Here is an 18090-nt window from a genome sequence, read left to right as displayed (position 1 = left end):
ACCTCTTAGGGCTGGCGCCCGCAAACGCGGCGCGACGTCGAACGAAATCCGGCCGCGTTCGCCTCGCGCGCATGCCTGAATTACGACCGCAGGCGGAGGGTTCAGGCAGTGCGGACAGACTTCAGCCCTGCTCCGAGATCTACTCCCGGCATGCTCGCACGGCCGTGCCGGACATTCTCCCGCTCGGTCTTCGACACCATTTTGTACGCCGAATCGCTGTCGCCGACGAGGACGTTGCGCAGGTCGAACGGAAGCGGTACCCCCGGGCGCCGATGGACCGCGCGAACCGCGGCAACCACGGCTTGGAATGCGGCCTCGTCCCGGCGCCGCCATCGCATCCCGTACAACTCCCTGATCCGCGGCGGCAGGCTGCCCTGGACGACGAGCGCATTGACGTTGGACACGACTTCGGGCTTCATCCGGAACCCTTCGGACCGCAGTCCCGCCAGGTAGGAACCCACCAACTCCGCCTCAGCAGTGAGAAACAGTTCGTCGGACTCCAGGTATGCGTCGAAGTACGCGCGGAACTCCGGATACGTTGCCGGCGCGGCGGACCGGGGCATGCCGAACAGTTCCGCCCACCGGACGTAGTCCTGCCACAGCTGCTCGCGCTCACGATCGGTCAGCCGACGTACCAGCAGGTCGTGCATGCGTTCCGCCGAATCGAACGTGAATGCCATCGTCATGAACATCAAATGCGGATCGAACGCGCTGTACGGCGTGCCTGCCGGGTGGTGCGCGCCGGCGTCCTCGGGTAGCGAGCCAACCACTTTCGTGTGCTTGCGGGCCGTGAAAGCAAGTGCCCGGTCGGCCTCCTCCTTCGTGCCGAGAAACACTGCCTCGAACATGTGACCGGTGATCGCGAGCCGCGTATACGGAGTGTCGCGATGTTCGGTGTGCGCCGCTGTGCCCACATACAACCGCGGATTCGCAGCGCCGATCACCAGTGCGCGCAAGCCGTAGGTGTACCCGACCGCGCGCTTGCTCATGACCCGCACAACCGCGGAGTCACGCTCGAAATAGCCCGACATGAGTTTGTCCTCTCGGTTCTGGCAAGAGTCTCCCCCAGAATTGGAATTGTGGCAAGACGCTATGCCAGAATGACGGTCATGGCTGCACAACGCGCATATGCGGGCGTCCCCGCGACCGAACGCCGGGCGTTGCGCCGCGCTGCCCTGCTCGAAGCGGCGCTGGAAATAATCGGTACGCAGGGTTTCGCGAAGTTGACCGTCGCCGGCTTGTGCGCGCAGGCGGGTCTGAACGAGCGGTACTACTACGAGAGCTTCGCGACGCGTGACAGCGTGCTGCACGAGGTGTTCGATTCGGTCGTCGCCGAGCTTGCGCAAGCCATCATGGCAGCCGTAGAACTCGCGCCCGATGACGCGGAAGCCAAGGCCCGCGCGGCAATTCGCGCAGCGGTCGAATTACTGACCGACGACCCCCGTAAGAGTCGCGTCGCGTTCGTCGAAGGGCTGAGCAACGAAGGTCTCGCAGCGCGCAGAACTGAGGTCATGACTACGTTCGCACATCTGGTCGCCCACGCCGGCCAGGAGTTCTACGGCCCGGAGGCAACGCTCAAGGCGGGTAAACGCGCCGAGTTCGCCGCGGTCCACCTCGTCGGCGGTCTCTTCGAAACTGTCACGGCGTGGCTCGGCGGCGGCCTCGACATCACAAAGGACGAGCTGATCGAGCAGTCGGCAGATCTCTTCGTGGCGATCGGCGACCACCTCAGGTCCGCTACGAACTGATGTCCTCGTCCGGCAGGTAGTACTTGCCGAGAATCGCACCGAAGTGCGAAACCTGCTCGACGATGTCGTCGGCAGACCCCTCGATGACGCCTGCACGCCACGCCGCGACGAGTTCCAAGAAACCGCCGACACCCATCAGCACCGACTGCCGGAATTCCCTCCGGTCGACGTCGGACTTCAAATACTGCATACCGATTTCGACCATCACATCGGCGACGTCGATCAGCAGACGGTGTCGCCGGTGCTCCAGATTCGCGCTCCCCGAATGGTCACCGAAGAGGATCTGCGCACGACTGGGCTCTTGGACGAAGCCGTCCAACACGCCGCGGACGGCCGACCGCAGCGCATCCAGCGGTGGCGCGCCGGCCTGTGCCGCCACCGATTGCAACATCGAACTCGTGACCCGATCTCGTGCGCGATCCCATACCGCGACCAGCAATTCGTCACGGTCGGCGAAGCTTTCGTAGAAGTAGCGGTCGATCAGGCCGGCTTTGGCACAGACGCCGCGCATCGTCACCGAGGCCCAGCCACCGTCCGCCCAGATCTCGGTCGCCGCAGCCATCAGGCGTTCGCGGCGGTCCGTTCGGCGCTCGTCGGCCGTCCGGCCACCCCAGGTCTGCGCGCGTGTCACTCCGCCATCTTGACAAACGATCGTCCATGGTGGGTAATTGAAGGCAGGCGCCATCAGTTGAGAGTGGCGTCACAGTGCTTCGCAACGACGCGAAAGGACATCTGCCGATGCTGTCGACGATTGCCCGCAAGGCCAAGACTTCCGCCTTCGAACTGACCACGCACTACCCGTCACCTGTCGAACCGCTGGCACAGCCGCCGGTCGGCAGTGATCTGGTTCCTGTCATGGGTCAACAGGGCGCCCCGATCATCGGCTACAGCCTTGTCGCGCTGATGGATGTCCTGAAATTCGCCCGCAAGAACTACGAGACGTACGGACCCGTCGGATGGGCAGGACTGATGGGTCGCAAGGTCGTGGTCGCGATCGGACCGGATGCAGCGCAAGCGATCCTGCTCGACAAGGAGAAGACGTTCTCCGCCGAAAAGGGCTGGATGTTCATGATCGGGCCGTTCTTCCACGGCGGCGTCATGCTCATGGACTACGACGAGCACATCTACCACCGGCGAATTCTGCAGCAGGCGTTCACCCGGACCCGTCTCGTCGGCTATCTCGACCTGATGACACCAGGCATCACACGTGGGCTCGACAGTTGGCAGCCAGGGCACGATTTCCCGCTTTACTCCAACACCAAGCAACTACTCCTCGAGTTGGCAACCGAGGTCTTCGTCGGCACCGAACTCGGGCCCCAAGCCAAGCGGCTCGAGCGCGCATTCGAAGATGCCGTGCGGGGCGGGCAGGCAGTGATCCGGACGAATGTTCCCGGCGGAATGTGGTCGAAAGGTTTGCGCGGCCGGAAGGTTCTCGCCGACTATTTCCGCCGCGAACTGCCGGCCAAACGCAACGGCGGAGGGAACGACCTTTTCAGCGTCCTGTGCCACGCGGCAAGCGAGGAGGGGCATACGTTCACCGACGAGGAAATCGTCGACCACATGATCTTCGTGCTGATGGCGGCCCACGACACGAGCACGCTCGCGCTGTCGATGATGGGTTACCTGTTGGGCAAGCATCCCGAGTGGCAGGTGCGACTACGCGCGGAATCGTTGGCCCTGGGGAAACCCACTCTCGACTACGACGACCTCGATCGGCTGCCGTCACTCGATCTGGTGTTCAAAGAAACGCTGCGCATGTTTGCTCCTGTGGGACAACAGCTTCGGGAAACTCTGCGCGACACCGAACTGCTCGGTCACTTCATCCCCGCCGGCACTCCGGTGATGTATGCCCCGTACCCGTCGATGCGGATGGAGCAGTGGTGGAGCAATCCGGACGTGTTCGATCCGGAGCGTTTCGCCCGCCATGAGGAGAAGAGCCACCGCTATGCGTGGTCGCCCTTCGGCGGCGGAGCCCACAAATGCATCGGTCAGCAATTCGCGAACATGACAGTGAAGGGCGTCATGCACCAGATGCTGCTGCGCTATCGATGGAGTGTTCCGTCCGGATATGAGCTGCCACTCGGCTGGGGAACCGGACCGACTCCGGTTGACGGTCTGCCGATCCATTTGAAGGCGTTGACCGCCGTCGAGCGTCGCCAGGCCGACACCGACAAGCAGACAGCGTAACCGCCGTTCAGTCGCGTGCAGCCAGGCTTGCCAGCAACGGCGCGACCTGTTCGGTCAGTCCGAGAGCGGCCGCGTGTTCATGGATGCACGCGCGGTCCGCGTCGGTGACCGTCGCCTGAAAGCGCGACGCCATCTGCGCCTGGAGGTCGGGTTCCTGCCCGGCAGCCAAGCGCAGAACCGACGGCCACAAACCGTGTTCGGTAGCCAGTGCGGCGACGCCGTCGAACTCGCTGACATCGATGTCGGTCAACATGCGGACAGCGCGGCTCTGCACGCCGGGCGCTGTCCGCTCGGCGACGTCGAGCATGCCGCGCCAGACGTCGGGATTCCGCTCGGCGACCGCCGTTCTGATGACTGCGAATAGCACGTCGTCGTCCTCGATCACCGGGTTGGTTGCTAGCGAGTCCAGTGCCGATGGGCTGAGATGGCCTGCGAAGGTGAGCAACTCGGGTGCTGCGCCTTCGTCGAGGTAGGACTTGAACAAGTCGGCGAGCACGAGCGGATCGGTCTCGGCGAACATGACGTCGCCGACAGTCGAGATGAGGTCGGCGTCGATGCGGAACAGGACCGACAACGCATCCAGGCGAAGGTCGGTCGGGCCCTCGGCTGCGGCCTGGATGATGTCGGAAACACGAGCCGGATTCGACTCGACGATTACGCGGAGGATGTCACTGATGATCGCGCCGTTGTGGACGAAAGCACCCGCACGCATCAACCCCTCGTTGTCGTCGATGCCCTGCTCCACAGCCCGGATCAATTCCGGCGTCGCAGCCTCGACGAACTGTGCTGCGGTGATGTAGTCCTTGCGGCGCAACACCTCCCGCGCGATGGCTACGACGGGAGCATGATCGTCGATCACCGGCGCGAGCTTCACGACTGCACGCGGATCGATGTACGGCGCAGCATCGGCTGCGTAGTCGACCTGCAGAAGAGCCAGCGCGGAGCTGGCCTTCTTCGGATGTGCGAGCCCGACCGCACCGGCGGCACGGCCGGCCATCGTCGCCGGCACGGTCTTCTGGACGATCGGGAGCGCGATCTTCAACGGCACGATCGGGACAAGCGCACTGATTCTTTTGAACACCTCGGCGTGCTCGTCGTAAAGCGTGTTCGCCATCCGATGCCGGATCGCGTCGACGTTCTCGGCGCCGAGCGACTCGAGATGCTTCACCTTCTCGACAGGGACATGGAGGGTGCGAGCGAGCATGACGACCGCAGCGCGTGTGATGAGGTCGGCCATCATTTGCCCCCGAACATGATCTTGCGCGCGGCGCCGCGAAACAGCCGCGGTAACGCGCCGAGTGTGGCGTCGATCGACTCGTCCAGCGTCTGCTTTTCCAGCTCGCGCGCCGCGCGGAACATGGTCAGCAGCTCCTCGCAATCCTGCTCGGACACCAACTCCAGAACCGGAAGATCGCCACCGAGTTCTTCCTCGAGGTCTGCCTTCGCGCTCATGAACCGCTCCCCTCCCCTTGTTGCCGTGCGGTCACACGTACTCGTACGCGGTTTCGTCGAAAGACGCCGTCCGCTTGCGGTATTCGGTCTGCAGGCCCGGCCAGTTCGTGCTGACCCGACCGCTCGAATTGCGATACCAACTGCTGCACTGCGACCACACACCGTCGACGAGGCGCTCCTGCAGTCCGGCGTCGAACTCCTCGGCCACGGACTCGCGCACCATGATCGGACGCTGCTTCTGCTGCGCGTGCGTGATCGCCTGACGAATATAGCGAGCCTGGCATTCGAGCATGAACACGATGGATCCCGAGCCGAGGTTGGTGTTGGGACCGTACATGAGAAACAGGTTCGGGAAGTCCGGCACCGAGACTCCGAGATACGCACGCGCACTGTCGGACCACTGCTCGCGCAAATCCCGGCCACCAAGTCCGGTGATTCCCATCGGTGCGAGAAAATCGCTCGCCGTGAATCCGGTCCCGAGAATGATCACATCGACTTCCCGTGTTGCTCCGTCGGCTGTCTTGATTCCGGTCGGCGTGATCTCGGCGATGCCGTCGGTGACCACCTCGACGTTCGGCTCGGTCAGCGACGGTAGATAGTTGCTGGAGAACAGTATTCGCTTGCAGCCGACCGGATAGTCCGGCCACAGCTTGGCCCGTAGCGTTTTGTCCTTCACCTGGTGCCGAAGGTGTGCGCGGCACAGTCGCTTGACTGTGGCGGAGAGTGCCTTCGAGTACAGGAACGCCGAACCGAGGGCTTCGGTCACGCCCCACCAGCCGCCGCGCTCGATGAGCTGAGTCGCGGGGACGCGCGTGAAGATCTTGTGATGCACCTTCGAGAACTCGGTGTCCATGCGCGGCAACACATATGGTGGCGTGCGCTGGAAGAGCGTCAATTCGGCCACCTGCGGCTGAATCTCGGGCACGAATTGAATCGCGCTCGCACCGGTCCCGATTACCGCCACCCGCTTGCCCGCGAGGTCGACGTCGTGGTCCCACTCCGCGGAATGGAACATCGGACCGGTAAAGCTGTTGCACCCCTTGATATTCGGAAAAGCAGGTCGCGAAAGCTGGCCGACCGCCGAGATCAGGACATCGACCTCCGTGATGTCGCCGTTGGTGGTGTGAACCGACCAGCGTCCCGTCGTTTCGTCGAAATCGGCTGCCTTGACCTCCGTTTCGAATCGCACGTGCGGCCTGACGCCGTACGTGTCGGCGGCTCGCCGCAGGTAGTCGAGAATGTCGGGCTGCGCCGAGTAGCGCCGCGGCCACTTCGGATTTCGTCCGAAGGAGAACGAATAGAACGGGGACGGGACGTCGCACGCCGCGCCCGGATAGGTGTTCTCCCGCCACACGCCGCCGACCTCGTCGCCGCGTTCGAAGATCACCAGGTCTTCGTAGCCCGCGTTCTTCAACTCGATCGCGGCCGCCAGACCGCCGAACCCTGTACCGATGATCGCGATCTTCGGCTCGTCAACGCCACCACTTGCCGGCACAACTACCTCCATCGCAGTGAAGCCCCGGCGCTAACCGTACGCGGCGGACCGACGGGAATACTGCAATACGAGTGCAGGTTCAAGTAGTTGAACTTTGAACTAGATGGAGGAAGTCATGCAGTTCGGAATCTTCACCGTCGGCGACGTGACGACCGATCCCACCACGGGCAGAACGCCATCCGAAGCTGAGCGCATCAAGGCGATGGTCGCCATGGCCCAGAAGGCCGAAGAAGTGGGGCTGGACGTCTTCGCGAGCGGCGAGCACCACAATCCTCCCTTCGTGCCGTCCTCACCGACAACGATGCTCGGGTTTATCGCTGCCCGCACCGAGCGCATCATCCTCTCGACTGCCACAACACTGATCACCACTAACGACCCGGTGAAAATCGCCGAGGACTTCGCGATGCTGCAGCATCTCGCCGACGGCCGCGTGGACCTCATGCTCGGCCGCGGTAACACCGGACCGGTCTACCCCTGGTTCGGCAAGGACATTCGCGACGGCATCGACCTTGCCATCGAGAACTACCACCTACTGCACCGCCTGTGGCGCGAAGACGTCGTCGACTGGTCGGGCAAACACCGAACACCGTTGCAGGCCTTCACTTCGACACCACGGCCGCTGGACGGCATCCCGCCGTTCGTCTGGCATGGATCGATCCGCAGCCCCGAGATCGCGGAGCAGGCCGCCTACTACGGCGACGGCTTCTTCGCCAACCACATCTTCTGGCCGAAGGAACACTTCCAGCGGCTGATCGAGCTGTACCGCACGCGGTACGCGCACTACGGTCACGGCGCTGCGGAGCAGGCGATCGTCGGGCTTGGCGGCCAGGTGTTCATGCGGAAGAACTCCCAGGATGCGATCGACGAGTTCCGGCCGTACTTCGACAACGCACCGGTTTACGGGCATGGCCCGTCGCTCGAAGAGTTCACCGCCGAAACTCCCCTGACCGTCGGCACCCCCGATCAGGTCATCGAAAAGACCCTCACCTTCCGGGAGAGCTTCGGCGATTATCAGCGCCAGTTGTTCCTGGTCGATCACGCCGGACTGCCGTTGCATACCGTTCTGGAGCAGATCGAGTTGCTCGGCAGCGAGGTCGTTCCGGTACTGCGTCGAGAACTGGACGCGAAGAAGCCCGCCCACGTTCCCGAGGCGCCGACGTACGCGAGCCAACTGGCCGCGCGCACCGCAACGAGGGTGGCGCGCGGCCGGAGCTGATCGGTCAGCCCACCCACACCGTCTTGATGTTGCAGAACTCGCGGATTCCGTGGGCTGACAGTTCGCGGCCGGTGCCGGACCGCTTGACGCCGCCGAAGGGCAACTCGTTGTAGGAAATCGTCATCCCGTTGATGAAGACGCCTCCCGCTTCGATGTCGTCGATGAACCGTTGCTGCTCGCCATCGTCGGTGGTCCAAGCGTTCGCACCGAGGCCGAAGGTCGTGGCGTTGGCGATATCGATGGCCTCGTCGATGTCGGCTGCTCGGTACAGCGACGCGACCGGTCCGAACACCTCAGCCGTGTACATCTCCATCTCCGGCGTGATGTCGCCGATCACGGTCGCCGGGTAGAACCAGCCCGGGCCGTCGAGGCGCTTGCCACCGCACATAACCGTGGCGCCGTCGGCCACGGCCTGGTCGACCAGTTCTTCGACATCCTTGCGGCCCTGCTCGGTCGCGAGCGGTCCGATGTCGGTGTCGGGGTCCTTCGGGTCCCCAACCCGCAACGCGTTCATCCGATCGACGAACAACTTCGCGAACTCGTCGTAGACGTCTGCGTGCACGATGAAACGCTTTGCCGCGATACATGATTGGCCGTTGTTCTGCACCCGTGCCGTCACCGCCACTTCGGCGGCCTTCGCGAGGTCCGCCGATGGCATGACGACGAACGGGTCGCTGCCGCCCAACTCGAGCACGGTGTGCTTGACCTCGTCGCCGGCGATGGCTGCGACGGAACGTCCGGCCGGCTCGCTGCCCGTAAGCGTCGCGGCGACGACACGTGGATCCCGCAGGATTCCCTCCACGGCACCCGACCCGATCAGCAGGGTCTGGAAGCAGCCCTCCGGAAAGCCGCCGCGCGCAATGACATCGGCGAGATAGAGCGCCGATTGCGGCACGTTCGACGCGTGCTTGAGAATGCCGACGTTACCGGCCATCAACGCGGGTGCCGCAAACCGGACGACCTGCCAGAGCGGGAAGTTCCACGGCATCACAGCGAGGACGACGCCCAGCGGCTGATACTGCGCGTACGCCTGCGACGCGCCGACCTTCGTCGCGTCGGTGACTTCGTCGGCCAGCATGGCCTCGGCGTTGTCAGCGTAGTGGCGAAAGCCCTTGGCGCACTTGAGCGCCTCGGCTTTCGCGGACTTCAGGGTCTTGCCCATTTCGAGCGTCATCAACGCCGCAACGTCGTCGGCTTCCGCCTCGAGAAGGTCGGCTGTCGCGTGCATCCACGCGGCGCGCTCCGCAAACGTGGTTTTGCGATAACTTCGCCACCGCTCGCTGGCGCGCGCAAGCGCAGCCTCGATTTCGTCGGAGGTGGCGGCGGCGAAAGTCTTCACCGTCTCGCCTGTGGTCGGGTCGATCGTGGCGATGGACACGCGTCAATCCCTTCATCTCGAAGATCGAACTACTTCCAGCCTGCCACTATCGTGGCACTATGACGACAGCCGCCGAACTAATGGTCCAGTGTCTGGAAGCCGAAGGCGTCTCGCTTGTCTTCGGAATTCCGGGCGAAGAGAACATCCGCTTCGTTCAGGCCCTGAGCAAGTCCGAGATTCGCTACATATTGACCCGCCACGAGCAGGCGGCGTCCTTCATGGCGGAGATGTACGGCCGAGTCACCGGACGCGCCGGTGTCGTCTCCGCGACGCTCGGACCGGGCGCGATCAACATGCAGTTGGGCGTCGCCGACGCCACCACCAACAGCACTCCGCTCGTAGCCATCTCGGCCCAGGTCGGGCAGGACCGCGAGTACAAGGAATCGCATCAGTACGTCGATCTCGTCACGATGTTCGCGCCGATCACCCGCTGGTCGGACGGAGTCCCGACGCCCCGCGCGATCCCCGAGATGTTCCGCAAGGCGTTCAAAACAGCCGAGTCCGAACGGCCCGCCGCGGTGTATCTGGCAATCCCGGAACACATCGATGTCGACCAGGAGGAGTACGACCTCGCTCCCCTGCCCCGCAACGTCGTCCGGGCCGAATCCCCGTCACCGAGCCAGGTCGACCGGGCCGTCGAGATACTTCGCTCCGCGCGCTGCCCTGTCGTATTGGCCGGGCACGGTGCTGCCCGCAACGATGCGGCCGCTGCGCTCGTGCGATTCTCCGACGACCATGACGTGCTGGTCGCCAACACTTTTCACGGCAAGGGCGTCATGCCCGACGATCACCCGAACAGCATGGGGACGATCGGTTTCATGCGGCGGGACTACGTCAACTTCGGATTCGACGAAGCAGACGTGATCATCGCCGTTGGCTACGAGCTACAGGAGTTCGATCCGGTTCGGATCAATCCGAACGGTGACAAGAAGATCATTCACGTCCACCGGTTTCCCGCCGAAGTCGATATGCACTACTCGGTCGACGTCGGAATCGTCGGCGACATCAGCGCATCGCTCGACGCCCTGAACAAGGGTCTCGGCGACAAGCGGTTCCAAGCCGGCACGGCCGCCCCCGGCGCCGGAATGCTGGCAGCCGAACTCGAACGCGGAGGGAAGGACTCGCGATTTCCGCTGGCACCGCAACGCGTTGTCGCCGACACCCGCGCAGCACTCGACCGAAGCGACATCGTGCTCGTCGATACGGGTGCGGCGAAGATGTGGATGGCCCGCCTGTACCCGACCTACGAGCGCAACACGTGCCTGATTTCCAACGGCTTGTCGACGATGGCCTTCACGTTGCCCGGCGCCCTGGGCGTCTCGCTGGCCCTACCGGATCGTAAGGTTCTGGCCGTGATGGGCGATGGCGCCTTTCTGATGAACTCCCAGGAAATCGAGACAGCGGTCCGCGAGCGGATTCCCTTGGTCGTGCTGATCTGGGAAGACAACGGCTACGGGCTCATCGAATGGAAAATGGACCTGGAACTGGGCGCCCATTACGACGTCGCCTTCACGAATCCGGACGTCGTCATGTACGCGCAGAGTTTCGGCGCGAAGGGATACCGCATCGAGTCCGCCGACGAACTGCTCCCGACGCTTCGGACCGCCCTCGCCTCCGACGGCGTGTCGATCATCGCGTGTCCCGTCGACTACTCAGAGAATCTTCGCCTGACCGAATCGCTCGGGCAGCTCGACGAGACGATCTGACGGGGAATTTCGCGGAAGTAATTGAACTTGCAACTACTATGGGCACACAGACAGACGTGCGGGTGATCAGGTCGGCGGATCGCGGCCACTGGTGGAATGAGTGGCTCGATTCCCGGCAATCGTTTCCCGCCACGGGCAACTTCGACTTGGCAGCCAACGCCCACGGTCTGCTCATGGTGCACAACGAGGACACGATCCAAGCCGGTGAGGGTTTCGACACACACCAGCATCGCGACATGGAGATCATCACCTGGGTGCTGGAAGGGACTGTGGTCCATCAGGATTCGGCCGGAAACTCCGGGCTCATCTATCCAGGTCTTGCGCAACGGATGAGTGCCGGAACAGGCATTCGGCACTCGGAGAAGAACGCCTCGAACCACTTGCAGGGCGAACGGGTTCGAGTCGTCCAGATGTGGATCTCGCCGGACACCACGGGCACAGCGCCAAGCTACGAAGAACGCGAAGTCGATGCCGGTCCGTTCGTCACGATCGCCTCCGGCATGGCTGCTCACAGGAACTCGTCGGCAATCCGGATCGGCAACAAGCACGCGGCATTGCATGTCGCCCGGCTCGACCCCGGCCAGTCGATCACCATTCCCGACGCGCCTTTCGGGCACGTCTTCGTCGCGAACGGCAGTGCTCTGTTCGAGGGCTATGGCCAGGTGAGTCAGGGCGACACAGTGCGCCTCACCAGCACAGGTGGGCACCGGATAACCGCGGCGGAACGTTCGGAGATCCTGCTCTGGGAAATGCACGCGAGCACCTAGGTCAGGCGTCCTCCGACAGAGCCGCGAGCACCGCCTTCGCCGTCGCCGGCCCGATTCCGGGCACCTCCGAGATTTCTTCGACCGTTGCCTTCTTCAAACGAGCGACCGAGCCGAAGTGCAAGACCAGTGCGGTCCTGCGTGTCTCCCCCAGCCCACGAACCGAATCGAGCGCGGATGCGGTCATCCGCCTGGACCGCTTGCTGCGATGGAAGGTGATCGCGAAGCGGTGCGCTTCGTCGCGCACCCGCTGCAACAGGTAGAGCGATTCACTTGTCCTGGGCAGAATCACCGGATCGCTCTCCCCCGGCACCCAGACTTCTTCGAGTCGTTTCGCGAGTCCGATGACCGCCACGTCGGTGATCCCGAGTTCGTCGAGCACCTCTGCCGCGGCAGCGACCTGCGGCGCACCGCCATCGACGACGAACAGATTCGGCGGATACGCGAACCTGCGCGGCCGGCCGGTCTGCGGATCGATGCCCGCCCCGATCGCAACTTCCGGGCCGACCTCGCCGCCCGCATCGTCACCGGTCAGCTCACCGGTCGTGAAGTCGCGACGCATTCTGAGGAAGCGTCGCCGGGTGACTTCGGCGATGCTGGCGACGTCGTCCGACCGCCCCTCGCCCGCAGCCTCCTTGATCGCGTAATGGCGATAGTCCGACTTGCGCGGTAGGCCGTCTTCGAAGACGACGAGAGAAGCGACCACGTCGGTACCCTGCACATGGCTGACGTCGACGCACTCGATGCGCAGAGGCGCGGAGTCGAGGTCCAGCGCCTCCTGAATGCCTTGCAGTGCAGCCGATCTCGACGTCAAATCGCTCGCCCGCTTGAGCTTGTGCTGCGCCAGCGCTTCCTGCGCATTTCGCTGGACCGTTTCGGCGAGTGCCTTCTTGTCGCCGCGCTGTGGAACTCGCAGTTGCACAATCGAACCGCGCAGTTCCGACAACCACTGCTGCACCTCGTCGGAGTTCGGCGGCAGCGCAGGAACCAGGACCTCACGGGGCACGACCGCGGCCGGCTCGGCCAGCTCGTCTTCCTGCCCTTCGACCAATGCGACCTGCTCGCCGTAGAACTGCGTCAGAAACTGTTCGACCAGCACCGGCAGATCACGCTCGGTGTCTGTGCCCGGATCGATCGCCTCACCGGCCTTTTCGACCACCCAGCCCCGCTGGCCACGCACTCGGCCACCGCGGACGTGGAACACCTGGACGGCTGCCTCCAGTTCGTCGGTAGCGAATGCCACGACGTCGGCATCGGTGCCGCTACCGAGAACGACCGCCTGCTTCTCGAGCGCTCGCCGCAACGCCCCGACATCGTCGCGCAGTCGCGCGGCCGTCTCGAAATCGAGTTGCTCGGAGGCATCCTGCATCCGATGCTCCAGATCGCGGACGAGCTTGTCGGTCTTACCCGCAAGGAAGTCGCAGAAGTCCTCGACGATTCTGCGATGCTGGTCGGCATCGACCCGGCCGATGCACGGCGCCGAGCATTTGTCGATGTAACCGAGCAGGCACGGCCGTCCGATCTGGTTGTGCCGCTTGAAAACACCAGCCGAACAGGTCCGCGCGGGAAATACCCGCAGAAGCAGGTCCAGCGTCTCCCGAATCGCCCACGCATGCGAATACGGACCGAAGTAGCGCACTCCCTTGCGGCGCGCGCCGCGATACACGAACAGCCGCGGGTACTCCTCGTTCAGCGTTACCGCAAGGACGGGATACGACTTGTCGTCCCGATAACGCACGTTGAACCGCGGATCGAACTCTTTGATCCAGTTGTATTCGAGCTGCAGTGCCTCGACTTCTGTCGACACAACAGTCCACTCGACGCTCGACGCAGCCGTGACCATCTGCCTGGTCCGCGGATGCAACGACGCAATGTCCGCAAAGTACGAATTGAGCCGACTACGCAGACTCTTCGCCTTACCGACGTAGATGACCCTGCGATGCTGATCGCGAAATCGGTACACCCCCGGTTCGATCGGAATCGATCCTGGCGCGGGTCGATAAGTAGAGGGGTCGGCCACGAATCCAGGTTAGTCGCGCCGTCCGACAGCGTTTTCGGTGGTCACTCTCGATCTTGAGAGGTACGCTCGAAAAGTTCGCGCCCCTGTGATGTCGATCACCACGGAGAAGCCATGGCACTCGTACATACCGCACCCTCCGCCGCCGAGGCGACCCGCGCAGCCCTGGTTGCCGTCGGCGTCGTGCTGTTCGCACTGCTTGCGCTGTACCTGGTCGGGTTCGACCAGGGCGCGATCTCACGAAGCGGCATGTACCTGCACGAGCTGATGCACGACGGGCGGCACCTTCTAGGACTGCCCTGCCACTAACGGCGCGCTGACCGAGACCCGGGTCCCGTCGGCGCCGGAGCTGAGTGCAACAGCCCCGCCCAGCGATTCGACGCGGACGAACACCGAAGCAAGTCCGATGTGCCCCTCAGTAATTCGCTGTTCCAATACCGCCGGGTCGAAACCGGCGCCGTTGTCGGAGACCGTCAGCGTGAGATCTTCTTCCGACATTGCCAGCTCGATGTGCACCGTCGTTGCATGCGCATGTTTGTAGACGTTCGACAGCAGCTCTCGCGCGACTCGATAGAGCAGCGACTGCACTTCCGGGCGGCCGACTTCTGCTAGCTCGGCACGTATCTCGAAGGCTCCACGCCGCTCGAAGTCGCGCACCAACTCCCGCAAGGCCTCCGTCAGACCCAGCTGCGCCAGCACCTGCGGGTGCAACGCCGTCACAATCGATCGCAGCTGCGCGGCCGTGCTCTGAATCGCCGCATCGACGGCATCCAGTGCCGAGTCGGGGTTGCGCTCCGCGGCCTCCTCCACACCGAGCCGGGCCGCGAACAGGTTCTGCAGCGGTCCGTCGTGGAGTTGCTCCGCCAACTCTTGGCGCTGCCGCTCGTCGGCCTCCATCGATTCACTCACCAGCCGCTTCCGAATGTCGAGCAGCGCAATCACGTTCGACGACCGACGGACGAGCACGAAGCACAGGGCCGTGGTCGCCATCGCGAGCCACAACAGGAAGCCGAAATACAGGTAGATCTCGTTGGGCAAACCCATCGTGTCGTCGCGCTTGGAGTAGACGATCCAGACCGAGAGATAACCGAAAGCTGTGCTCGTGCCGAGCAGGGCGGTCAGCTCGGGCCGCAGTTGGAACGCGACCGAAATCGGCAACAGGAAGAACACCGGCAGCAGCAGCGAGGTCGCACCACCGGACGTCAGGCACAGGGCCAGGATTGCCAGGACGTCGACCACCGTCGACACCCACGCGGCCCACGGGCGCACAGGCTGTCGCAACACGATCAGTAGCCAGAGCAGGGCCGCCACTGCGTAGGTGCCGAGAATGCTGCCGTAGACGACAGGCAGCCAATGCGATATTTCGGCGATCGGGCCGAGCAGGATGATGAGTCCGATGAGGGGCAGGCGCAGCACCGCGGTCAGCCGCACTGACTCGGTCGTGTAGTGCTCGACCACCCGCTCTCGTTGCGGGCGGGTCACTCCAGCAACCCGCGGCGCATGGCTTCGGCGACGGCGGCGGCACGGTCGCTGACGCCCAGCTTCTCGTACAGCCGCTGCACATGCGTCTTGACCGTCGACGGCGCGAGAAACAGCTCGCCGGCAATCGACGGAATGCTGTTGCCGCGGGCGATGAGGTTCAGCACCTCCAGCTCCCGCTTGCTCAGTGAGGGACCTGCCGTCTCACTGCGACGCCGGATCTCACCGGCCAAGCCGACAGCCATGCTGGGCGCCAGCACATCTCGCCCCTTGGCGCATTCGAGTACACCGGCAACGATCTCGGCCCTGGTCGATTCCTTCGGCAGGAACCCGGCCGCACCCTCCTGCAGAGCGTGGAACACGATTGCCGACTCGTCGTGCGCCGACAAGAGCAGCACCCGCGTCGCCAGTCCGTCCCGCCGGACCGCCGCCGCAACCTGTGCGCCGTCCAATCCCGGCATCCGGTAGTCGACCAAGGCCACCTGCGGCGCGTGCTCCTTGATCAGCGCCAGCGCCGCGAGCCCGTCGTCCGCCTCCGCAACCACGTCGATCACACCACTCGAAACCAGTGCTCGCACAACGCCGTCGCGCAACAACGGGTGATCGTCGGCGACCACCACCCGCACTTTTTCAGTCACGTTCTCGAGCTTGCCACGAAGCGCGCGTTCGCGAACTAGGTTGGACATATGAACCAGCGCGGACTGCGGGCCACCCTAGTTGCCGGCCTGGCCTTGGGAATGCTGACCGGGTGCTCGTCGAGTGACGACGAAGCAACGCGGGAACCATGTACGAGCGAACCGAACGGCACAGCCATATCCAAGGTCGCCGAGGCACCTGCGGGCAGCACGACGCAGAACCTGTCGACCAATCCGGAGATCGCCTCGGGCTATCGATCGGACATGGCCGCAGTTGAAACAGCGTCGTTCGCGGTGTCGACGGCGAACCCGTTGTCGACCGCAGCTGCATGCGAGGTCTTGCGCGACGGCGGTACCGCCGCCGACGCGCTGATCGTCGCCCAGACGGTGCTGGGGCTCGCCGAACCGCAGTCGTCCGGCATCGGCGGCGGTGCGTTCCTGCTCTACTACGACGCAGAGAAGAACACCGTCGACGCTTACGACGGTCGCGAAACTGCACCGGCGGCCGCGACCGAAAACTACCTGCAATGGATCAGCGACACCGACCGCACCCTGCCGAAACCCGATGCGCGCGCGAGCGGCCGGTCCATCGGTGTTCCCGGTGCCGTTCGGATGCTCGAGCTGGCCCATCAGGAACACGGCCGGAAGCAGTGGCGCGAATTGTTCGACCCGGCAATCTCACTCGCCGATCAGGGCCTGGAGATCAGCCCGCGGCTCGCCCAGCAGATCGCCGAGTCCGCACCGAATCTCGCGGTCGACCCCGCCGCACGTGACTACTTCCTGCTGCCCGACGGAAAGCCCAAGCCCGCCGGTGAAAAGCTGACCAATCCCGCGATGGCCAAGACACTCGGAGCGATCGCCTCCGACGGCGCCAACGCGTTCTACACGGGCTCGATCGCGCAGGCGATCGTCGATGCGACCGACACGTCGACCGGCGACCGCACGCCAGGCGAAATGACGCTCGAGGACCTCGCCGGGTATCAGGCCAAGAAACGGACCGCGTTGTGTACCGGCTACCGCGACCACGAGATCTGCGGCATGCCGAATCCGTCGTCAGGCGGCACAGCGGTCGCGTCGACGCTGGGAATTCTGTCGAACTTCGACCTGGGTGCGCTCATGCCCACCGATCTCGACCGCAACGGCGGCGTCCCCGATCCGAAGGCAGTCCACCTCATCGCCGAGGCCGAGCGGTTGGCGTACGCGGATCGAGACAAGTATGTCGCCGACTCCGATTTCGTTCCGCTACCGGGCAACTCGACCGAAACGCTGCTGAACGAGGCCTACTTGAAGCAGCGCGCGGCACTCATCGATCCGGGCAAGAGCATGGGGCAGGCGCAGCCAGGAGACTTCGGACCGGTCCCGCTCGGCATTCCCGGCCAGGTGCCGGAACACGGGACGAGCCACATTTCCGTCGTCGACAAGTACGGAAACGCCGCGTCGATGACGACGACCATCGAGTCTGCGTTCGGCTCGTTCCACATGGTCGACGGGTTCTTGTTGAACAACCAGCTCACAGACTTCTCCGCGGCGCCGACCAGCTCGGACGGCACGCCACTCGCCAACCGGGTCGAACCGGGCAAGCGCCCCCGCAGTTCGATGTCGCCGACCCTCGTATTCGATCGCAGCCCTGACGGCGTCCGTGGCCCGCTCGAGCTGGTCGTCGGCTCGCCCGGCGGTTCGGTGATCATCCAGTTCGTGGTGAAGACGCTCGTCAACATGCTCGATTGGGGACTCGACCCCCAGCAGGCGGTTTCGGCGGTGGCCTTCGGTGCCGCGAATACGCCGGTCACGGGCGTCGGCGGTGAGCATCCGAACATCGATGCCACCAACGACGGTGCGGCCGACCCACTTGTCTCGGCGCTGCGGGCGATGGGTGATCAAGTGTCTGTAGCGCCGCAGACCAGCGGTCTGAGTGCACTGCAGCGCACCGACTCGGGATGGATCGGTGGCGCAGATCCGCGGCGCGAAGGTGCTGTGACGGGAGATGTCACAGGCTGAGTCTCCAGATTCGCG

General features: G+C 64.1%; 16 protein-coding genes. 7 read left to right on the top strand and 9 right to left on the bottom strand.

The genetic code is table 11. The features are described 5' to 3' along the window. Window positions 1-101 precede the first annotated feature (101 nt). The gene (locus JGU72_RS11795; protein ID WP_199684092.1) at window positions 102-1031 is read right to left on the bottom strand and encodes an oxygenase MpaB family protein; all 930 of its coding nucleotides are present in this window, start codon (window positions 1029-1031) and stop codon (window positions 102-104) included. Window positions 1032-1109: 78 nt separating this feature from the next. Between JGU72_RS11795 and JGU72_RS11790 the strand changes: the two genes are divergently transcribed. Further along, entirely contained in the window at window positions 1110-1748 is a 639-nt protein-coding gene (locus JGU72_RS11790) for a TetR/AcrR family transcriptional regulator (RefSeq protein ID WP_199684091.1), read from the top strand. On the opposite strand, the gene JGU72_RS11785 is transcribed toward JGU72_RS11790, so the two are convergent. Continuing rightward, the gene (locus JGU72_RS11785) at window positions 1738-2379 is read right to left on the bottom strand and encodes a TetR/AcrR family transcriptional regulator (RefSeq protein ID WP_307828395.1); all 642 of its coding nucleotides are present in this window, start codon (window positions 2377-2379) and stop codon (window positions 1738-1740) included. The two genes, JGU72_RS11790 and JGU72_RS11785, sit on opposite strands and share 11 nt — an antisense overlap. A 107-nt stretch (window positions 2380-2486) precedes the next feature. Here JGU72_RS11785 and JGU72_RS11780 point away from each other — a divergent pair, with 107 nt between their 5' ends. Continuing rightward, complete coding sequence (locus JGU72_RS11780; protein ID WP_199684581.1) at window positions 2487-3935, top strand: cytochrome P450; 1449 nt, start codon at window positions 2487-2489, stop codon at window positions 3933-3935. Between the two features lie 7 nt (window positions 3936-3942). Here JGU72_RS11780 and JGU72_RS11775 read toward each other — a convergent pair whose 3' ends face one another. Genes JGU72_RS11775 through JGU72_RS11765 form a run of 3 tightly spaced genes read right to left on the bottom strand, consistent with a single transcriptional unit; the run spans window position 3943 to window position 6882 of the window. Beyond that, window positions 3943-5175, bottom strand: coding sequence for a hypothetical protein (locus tag JGU72_RS11775; RefSeq protein WP_233531884.1), 1233 nt, complete (start codon window positions 5173-5175; stop codon window positions 3943-3945). Next, window positions 5172-5387, bottom strand: a complete 216-nt coding sequence (locus tag JGU72_RS11770) for a hypothetical protein (RefSeq protein ID WP_199684088.1) — start codon at window positions 5385-5387, stop codon at window positions 5172-5174. The genes JGU72_RS11775 and JGU72_RS11770 overlap by 4 nt, the downstream gene beginning before the upstream one ends. 31 nt (window positions 5388-5418) lie before the next feature. Continuing rightward, window positions 5419-6882 carry a flavin-containing monooxygenase gene (locus JGU72_RS11765; RefSeq protein ID WP_307828394.1) on the bottom strand — a complete coding sequence of 488 codons (1464 nt, stop codon included), beginning with the start codon at window positions 6880-6882 and terminating at the stop codon, window positions 5419-5421. A 115-nt stretch (window positions 6883-6997) separates the two neighbouring features. On the opposite strand from JGU72_RS11765, the gene JGU72_RS11760 reads away from it, so the two are divergent. After that, window positions 6998-8098 (top strand): LLM class flavin-dependent oxidoreductase, encoded by a 1101-nt coding sequence (locus JGU72_RS11760; protein ID WP_199684086.1) that lies wholly within the window; start codon window positions 6998-7000, stop codon window positions 8096-8098. A gap of 4 nt (window positions 8099-8102) precedes the next feature. On the opposite strand, the gene JGU72_RS11755 is transcribed toward JGU72_RS11760, so the two are convergent. Beyond that, entirely contained in the window at window positions 8103-9476 is a 1374-nt protein-coding gene (locus JGU72_RS11755; protein ID WP_199684085.1) for an NADP-dependent succinic semialdehyde dehydrogenase, read from the bottom strand. Between the two features lie 59 nt (window positions 9477-9535). On the opposite strand from JGU72_RS11755, the gene JGU72_RS11750 reads away from it, so the two are divergent. Together JGU72_RS11750 and JGU72_RS11745 are read left to right on the top strand one after the other, a co-directional pair. Further along, window positions 9536-11182, top strand: a complete 1647-nt coding sequence (locus JGU72_RS11750; RefSeq protein ID WP_199684084.1) for an acetolactate synthase large subunit — start codon at window positions 9536-9538, stop codon at window positions 11180-11182. A 38-nt stretch (window positions 11183-11220) separates the two neighbouring features. After that, window positions 11221-11949, top strand: coding sequence for a pirin family protein (locus JGU72_RS11745; protein ID WP_199684083.1), 729 nt, complete (start codon window positions 11221-11223; stop codon window positions 11947-11949). A 1-nt stretch (window position 11950) separates the two neighbouring features. Here JGU72_RS11745 and uvrC read toward each other — a convergent pair whose 3' ends face one another. Then, window positions 11951-13966, bottom strand: a complete 2016-nt coding sequence (uvrC, locus tag JGU72_RS11740; RefSeq protein WP_199684082.1) for an excinuclease ABC subunit UvrC — start codon at window positions 13964-13966, stop codon at window positions 11951-11953. Window positions 13967-14077: 111 nt separating this feature from the next. On the opposite strand from uvrC, the gene JGU72_RS11735 reads away from it, so the two are divergent. Continuing rightward, window positions 14078-14272: a CbtB domain-containing protein gene (locus JGU72_RS11735; RefSeq protein ID WP_199684081.1), complete on the top strand. Its 195-nt coding sequence runs from the start codon at window positions 14078-14080 to the stop codon at window positions 14270-14272. Here the strand turns inward: JGU72_RS11735 and JGU72_RS11730 are convergent. Together JGU72_RS11730 and JGU72_RS11725 are read right to left on the bottom strand one after the other, a co-directional pair. After that, window positions 14252-15445 (bottom strand): sensor histidine kinase, encoded by a 1194-nt coding sequence (locus JGU72_RS11730; RefSeq protein ID WP_199684080.1) that lies wholly within the window; start codon window positions 15443-15445, stop codon window positions 14252-14254. The two genes, JGU72_RS11735 and JGU72_RS11730, sit on opposite strands and share 21 nt — an antisense overlap. Further along, a complete protein-coding gene (locus JGU72_RS11725; RefSeq protein ID WP_199684079.1) occupies window positions 15442-16128 on the bottom strand; it encodes a response regulator in 687 nt (228 codons plus the stop codon). The genes JGU72_RS11730 and JGU72_RS11725 overlap by 4 nt, the downstream gene beginning before the upstream one ends. Here JGU72_RS11725 and ggt point away from each other — a divergent pair, their 5' ends adjacent. After that, window positions 16129-18075, top strand: coding sequence for a gamma-glutamyltransferase (ggt, locus tag JGU72_RS11720; RefSeq protein ID WP_199684078.1), 1947 nt, complete (start codon window positions 16129-16131; stop codon window positions 18073-18075). The last annotated feature ends 15 nt before the right edge of the window (window positions 18076-18090 follow it).

Origin of the sequence: Antrihabitans auranticaus, assembly GCF_016481275.1 — a bacterium.
GTDB lineage: Bacteria > Actinomycetota > Actinomycetes > Mycobacteriales > Mycobacteriaceae > Antrihabitans.
The sequence above is the reverse complement of the archived record's forward strand: the minus strand, read 5'-3'. Positions and strand labels throughout refer to the sequence as shown.

Coding starts and splice junctions, on each gene's coding strand:
- JGU72_RS11795 (WP_199684092.1), bottom strand. CDS start 1,031: ATGTCGGGCTATTTCGAGCGTGACTCCGCGGTTGTGCGGGTCATGAGC.
- JGU72_RS11790 (WP_199684091.1), top strand. CDS start 1,110: ATGGCTGCACAACGCGCATATGCGGGCGTCCCCGCGACCGAACGCCGG.
- JGU72_RS11780 (WP_199684581.1), top strand. CDS start 2,487: ATGCTGTCGACGATTGCCCGCAAGGCCAAGACTTCCGCCTTCGAACTG.
- JGU72_RS11775 (WP_233531884.1), bottom strand. CDS start 5,175: ATGATGGCCGACCTCATCACACGCGCTGCGGTCGTCATGCTCGCTCGC.
- JGU72_RS11770 (WP_199684088.1), bottom strand. CDS start 5,387: ATGAGCGCGAAGGCAGACCTCGAGGAAGAACTCGGTGGCGATCTTCCG.
- JGU72_RS11760 (WP_199684086.1), top strand. CDS start 6,998: ATGCAGTTCGGAATCTTCACCGTCGGCGACGTGACGACCGATCCCACC.
- JGU72_RS11750 (WP_199684084.1), top strand. CDS start 9,536: ATGACGACAGCCGCCGAACTAATGGTCCAGTGTCTGGAAGCCGAAGGC.
- JGU72_RS11745 (WP_199684083.1), top strand. CDS start 11,221: ATGGGCACACAGACAGACGTGCGGGTGATCAGGTCGGCGGATCGCGGC.
- JGU72_RS11735 (WP_199684081.1), top strand. CDS start 14,078: ATGGCACTCGTACATACCGCACCCTCCGCCGCCGAGGCGACCCGCGCA.
- JGU72_RS11725 (WP_199684079.1), bottom strand. CDS start 16,128: ATGTCCAACCTAGTTCGCGAACGCGCGCTTCGTGGCAAGCTCGAGAAC.
- ggt (WP_199684078.1), top strand. CDS start 16,129: ATGAACCAGCGCGGACTGCGGGCCACCCTAGTTGCCGGCCTGGCCTTG.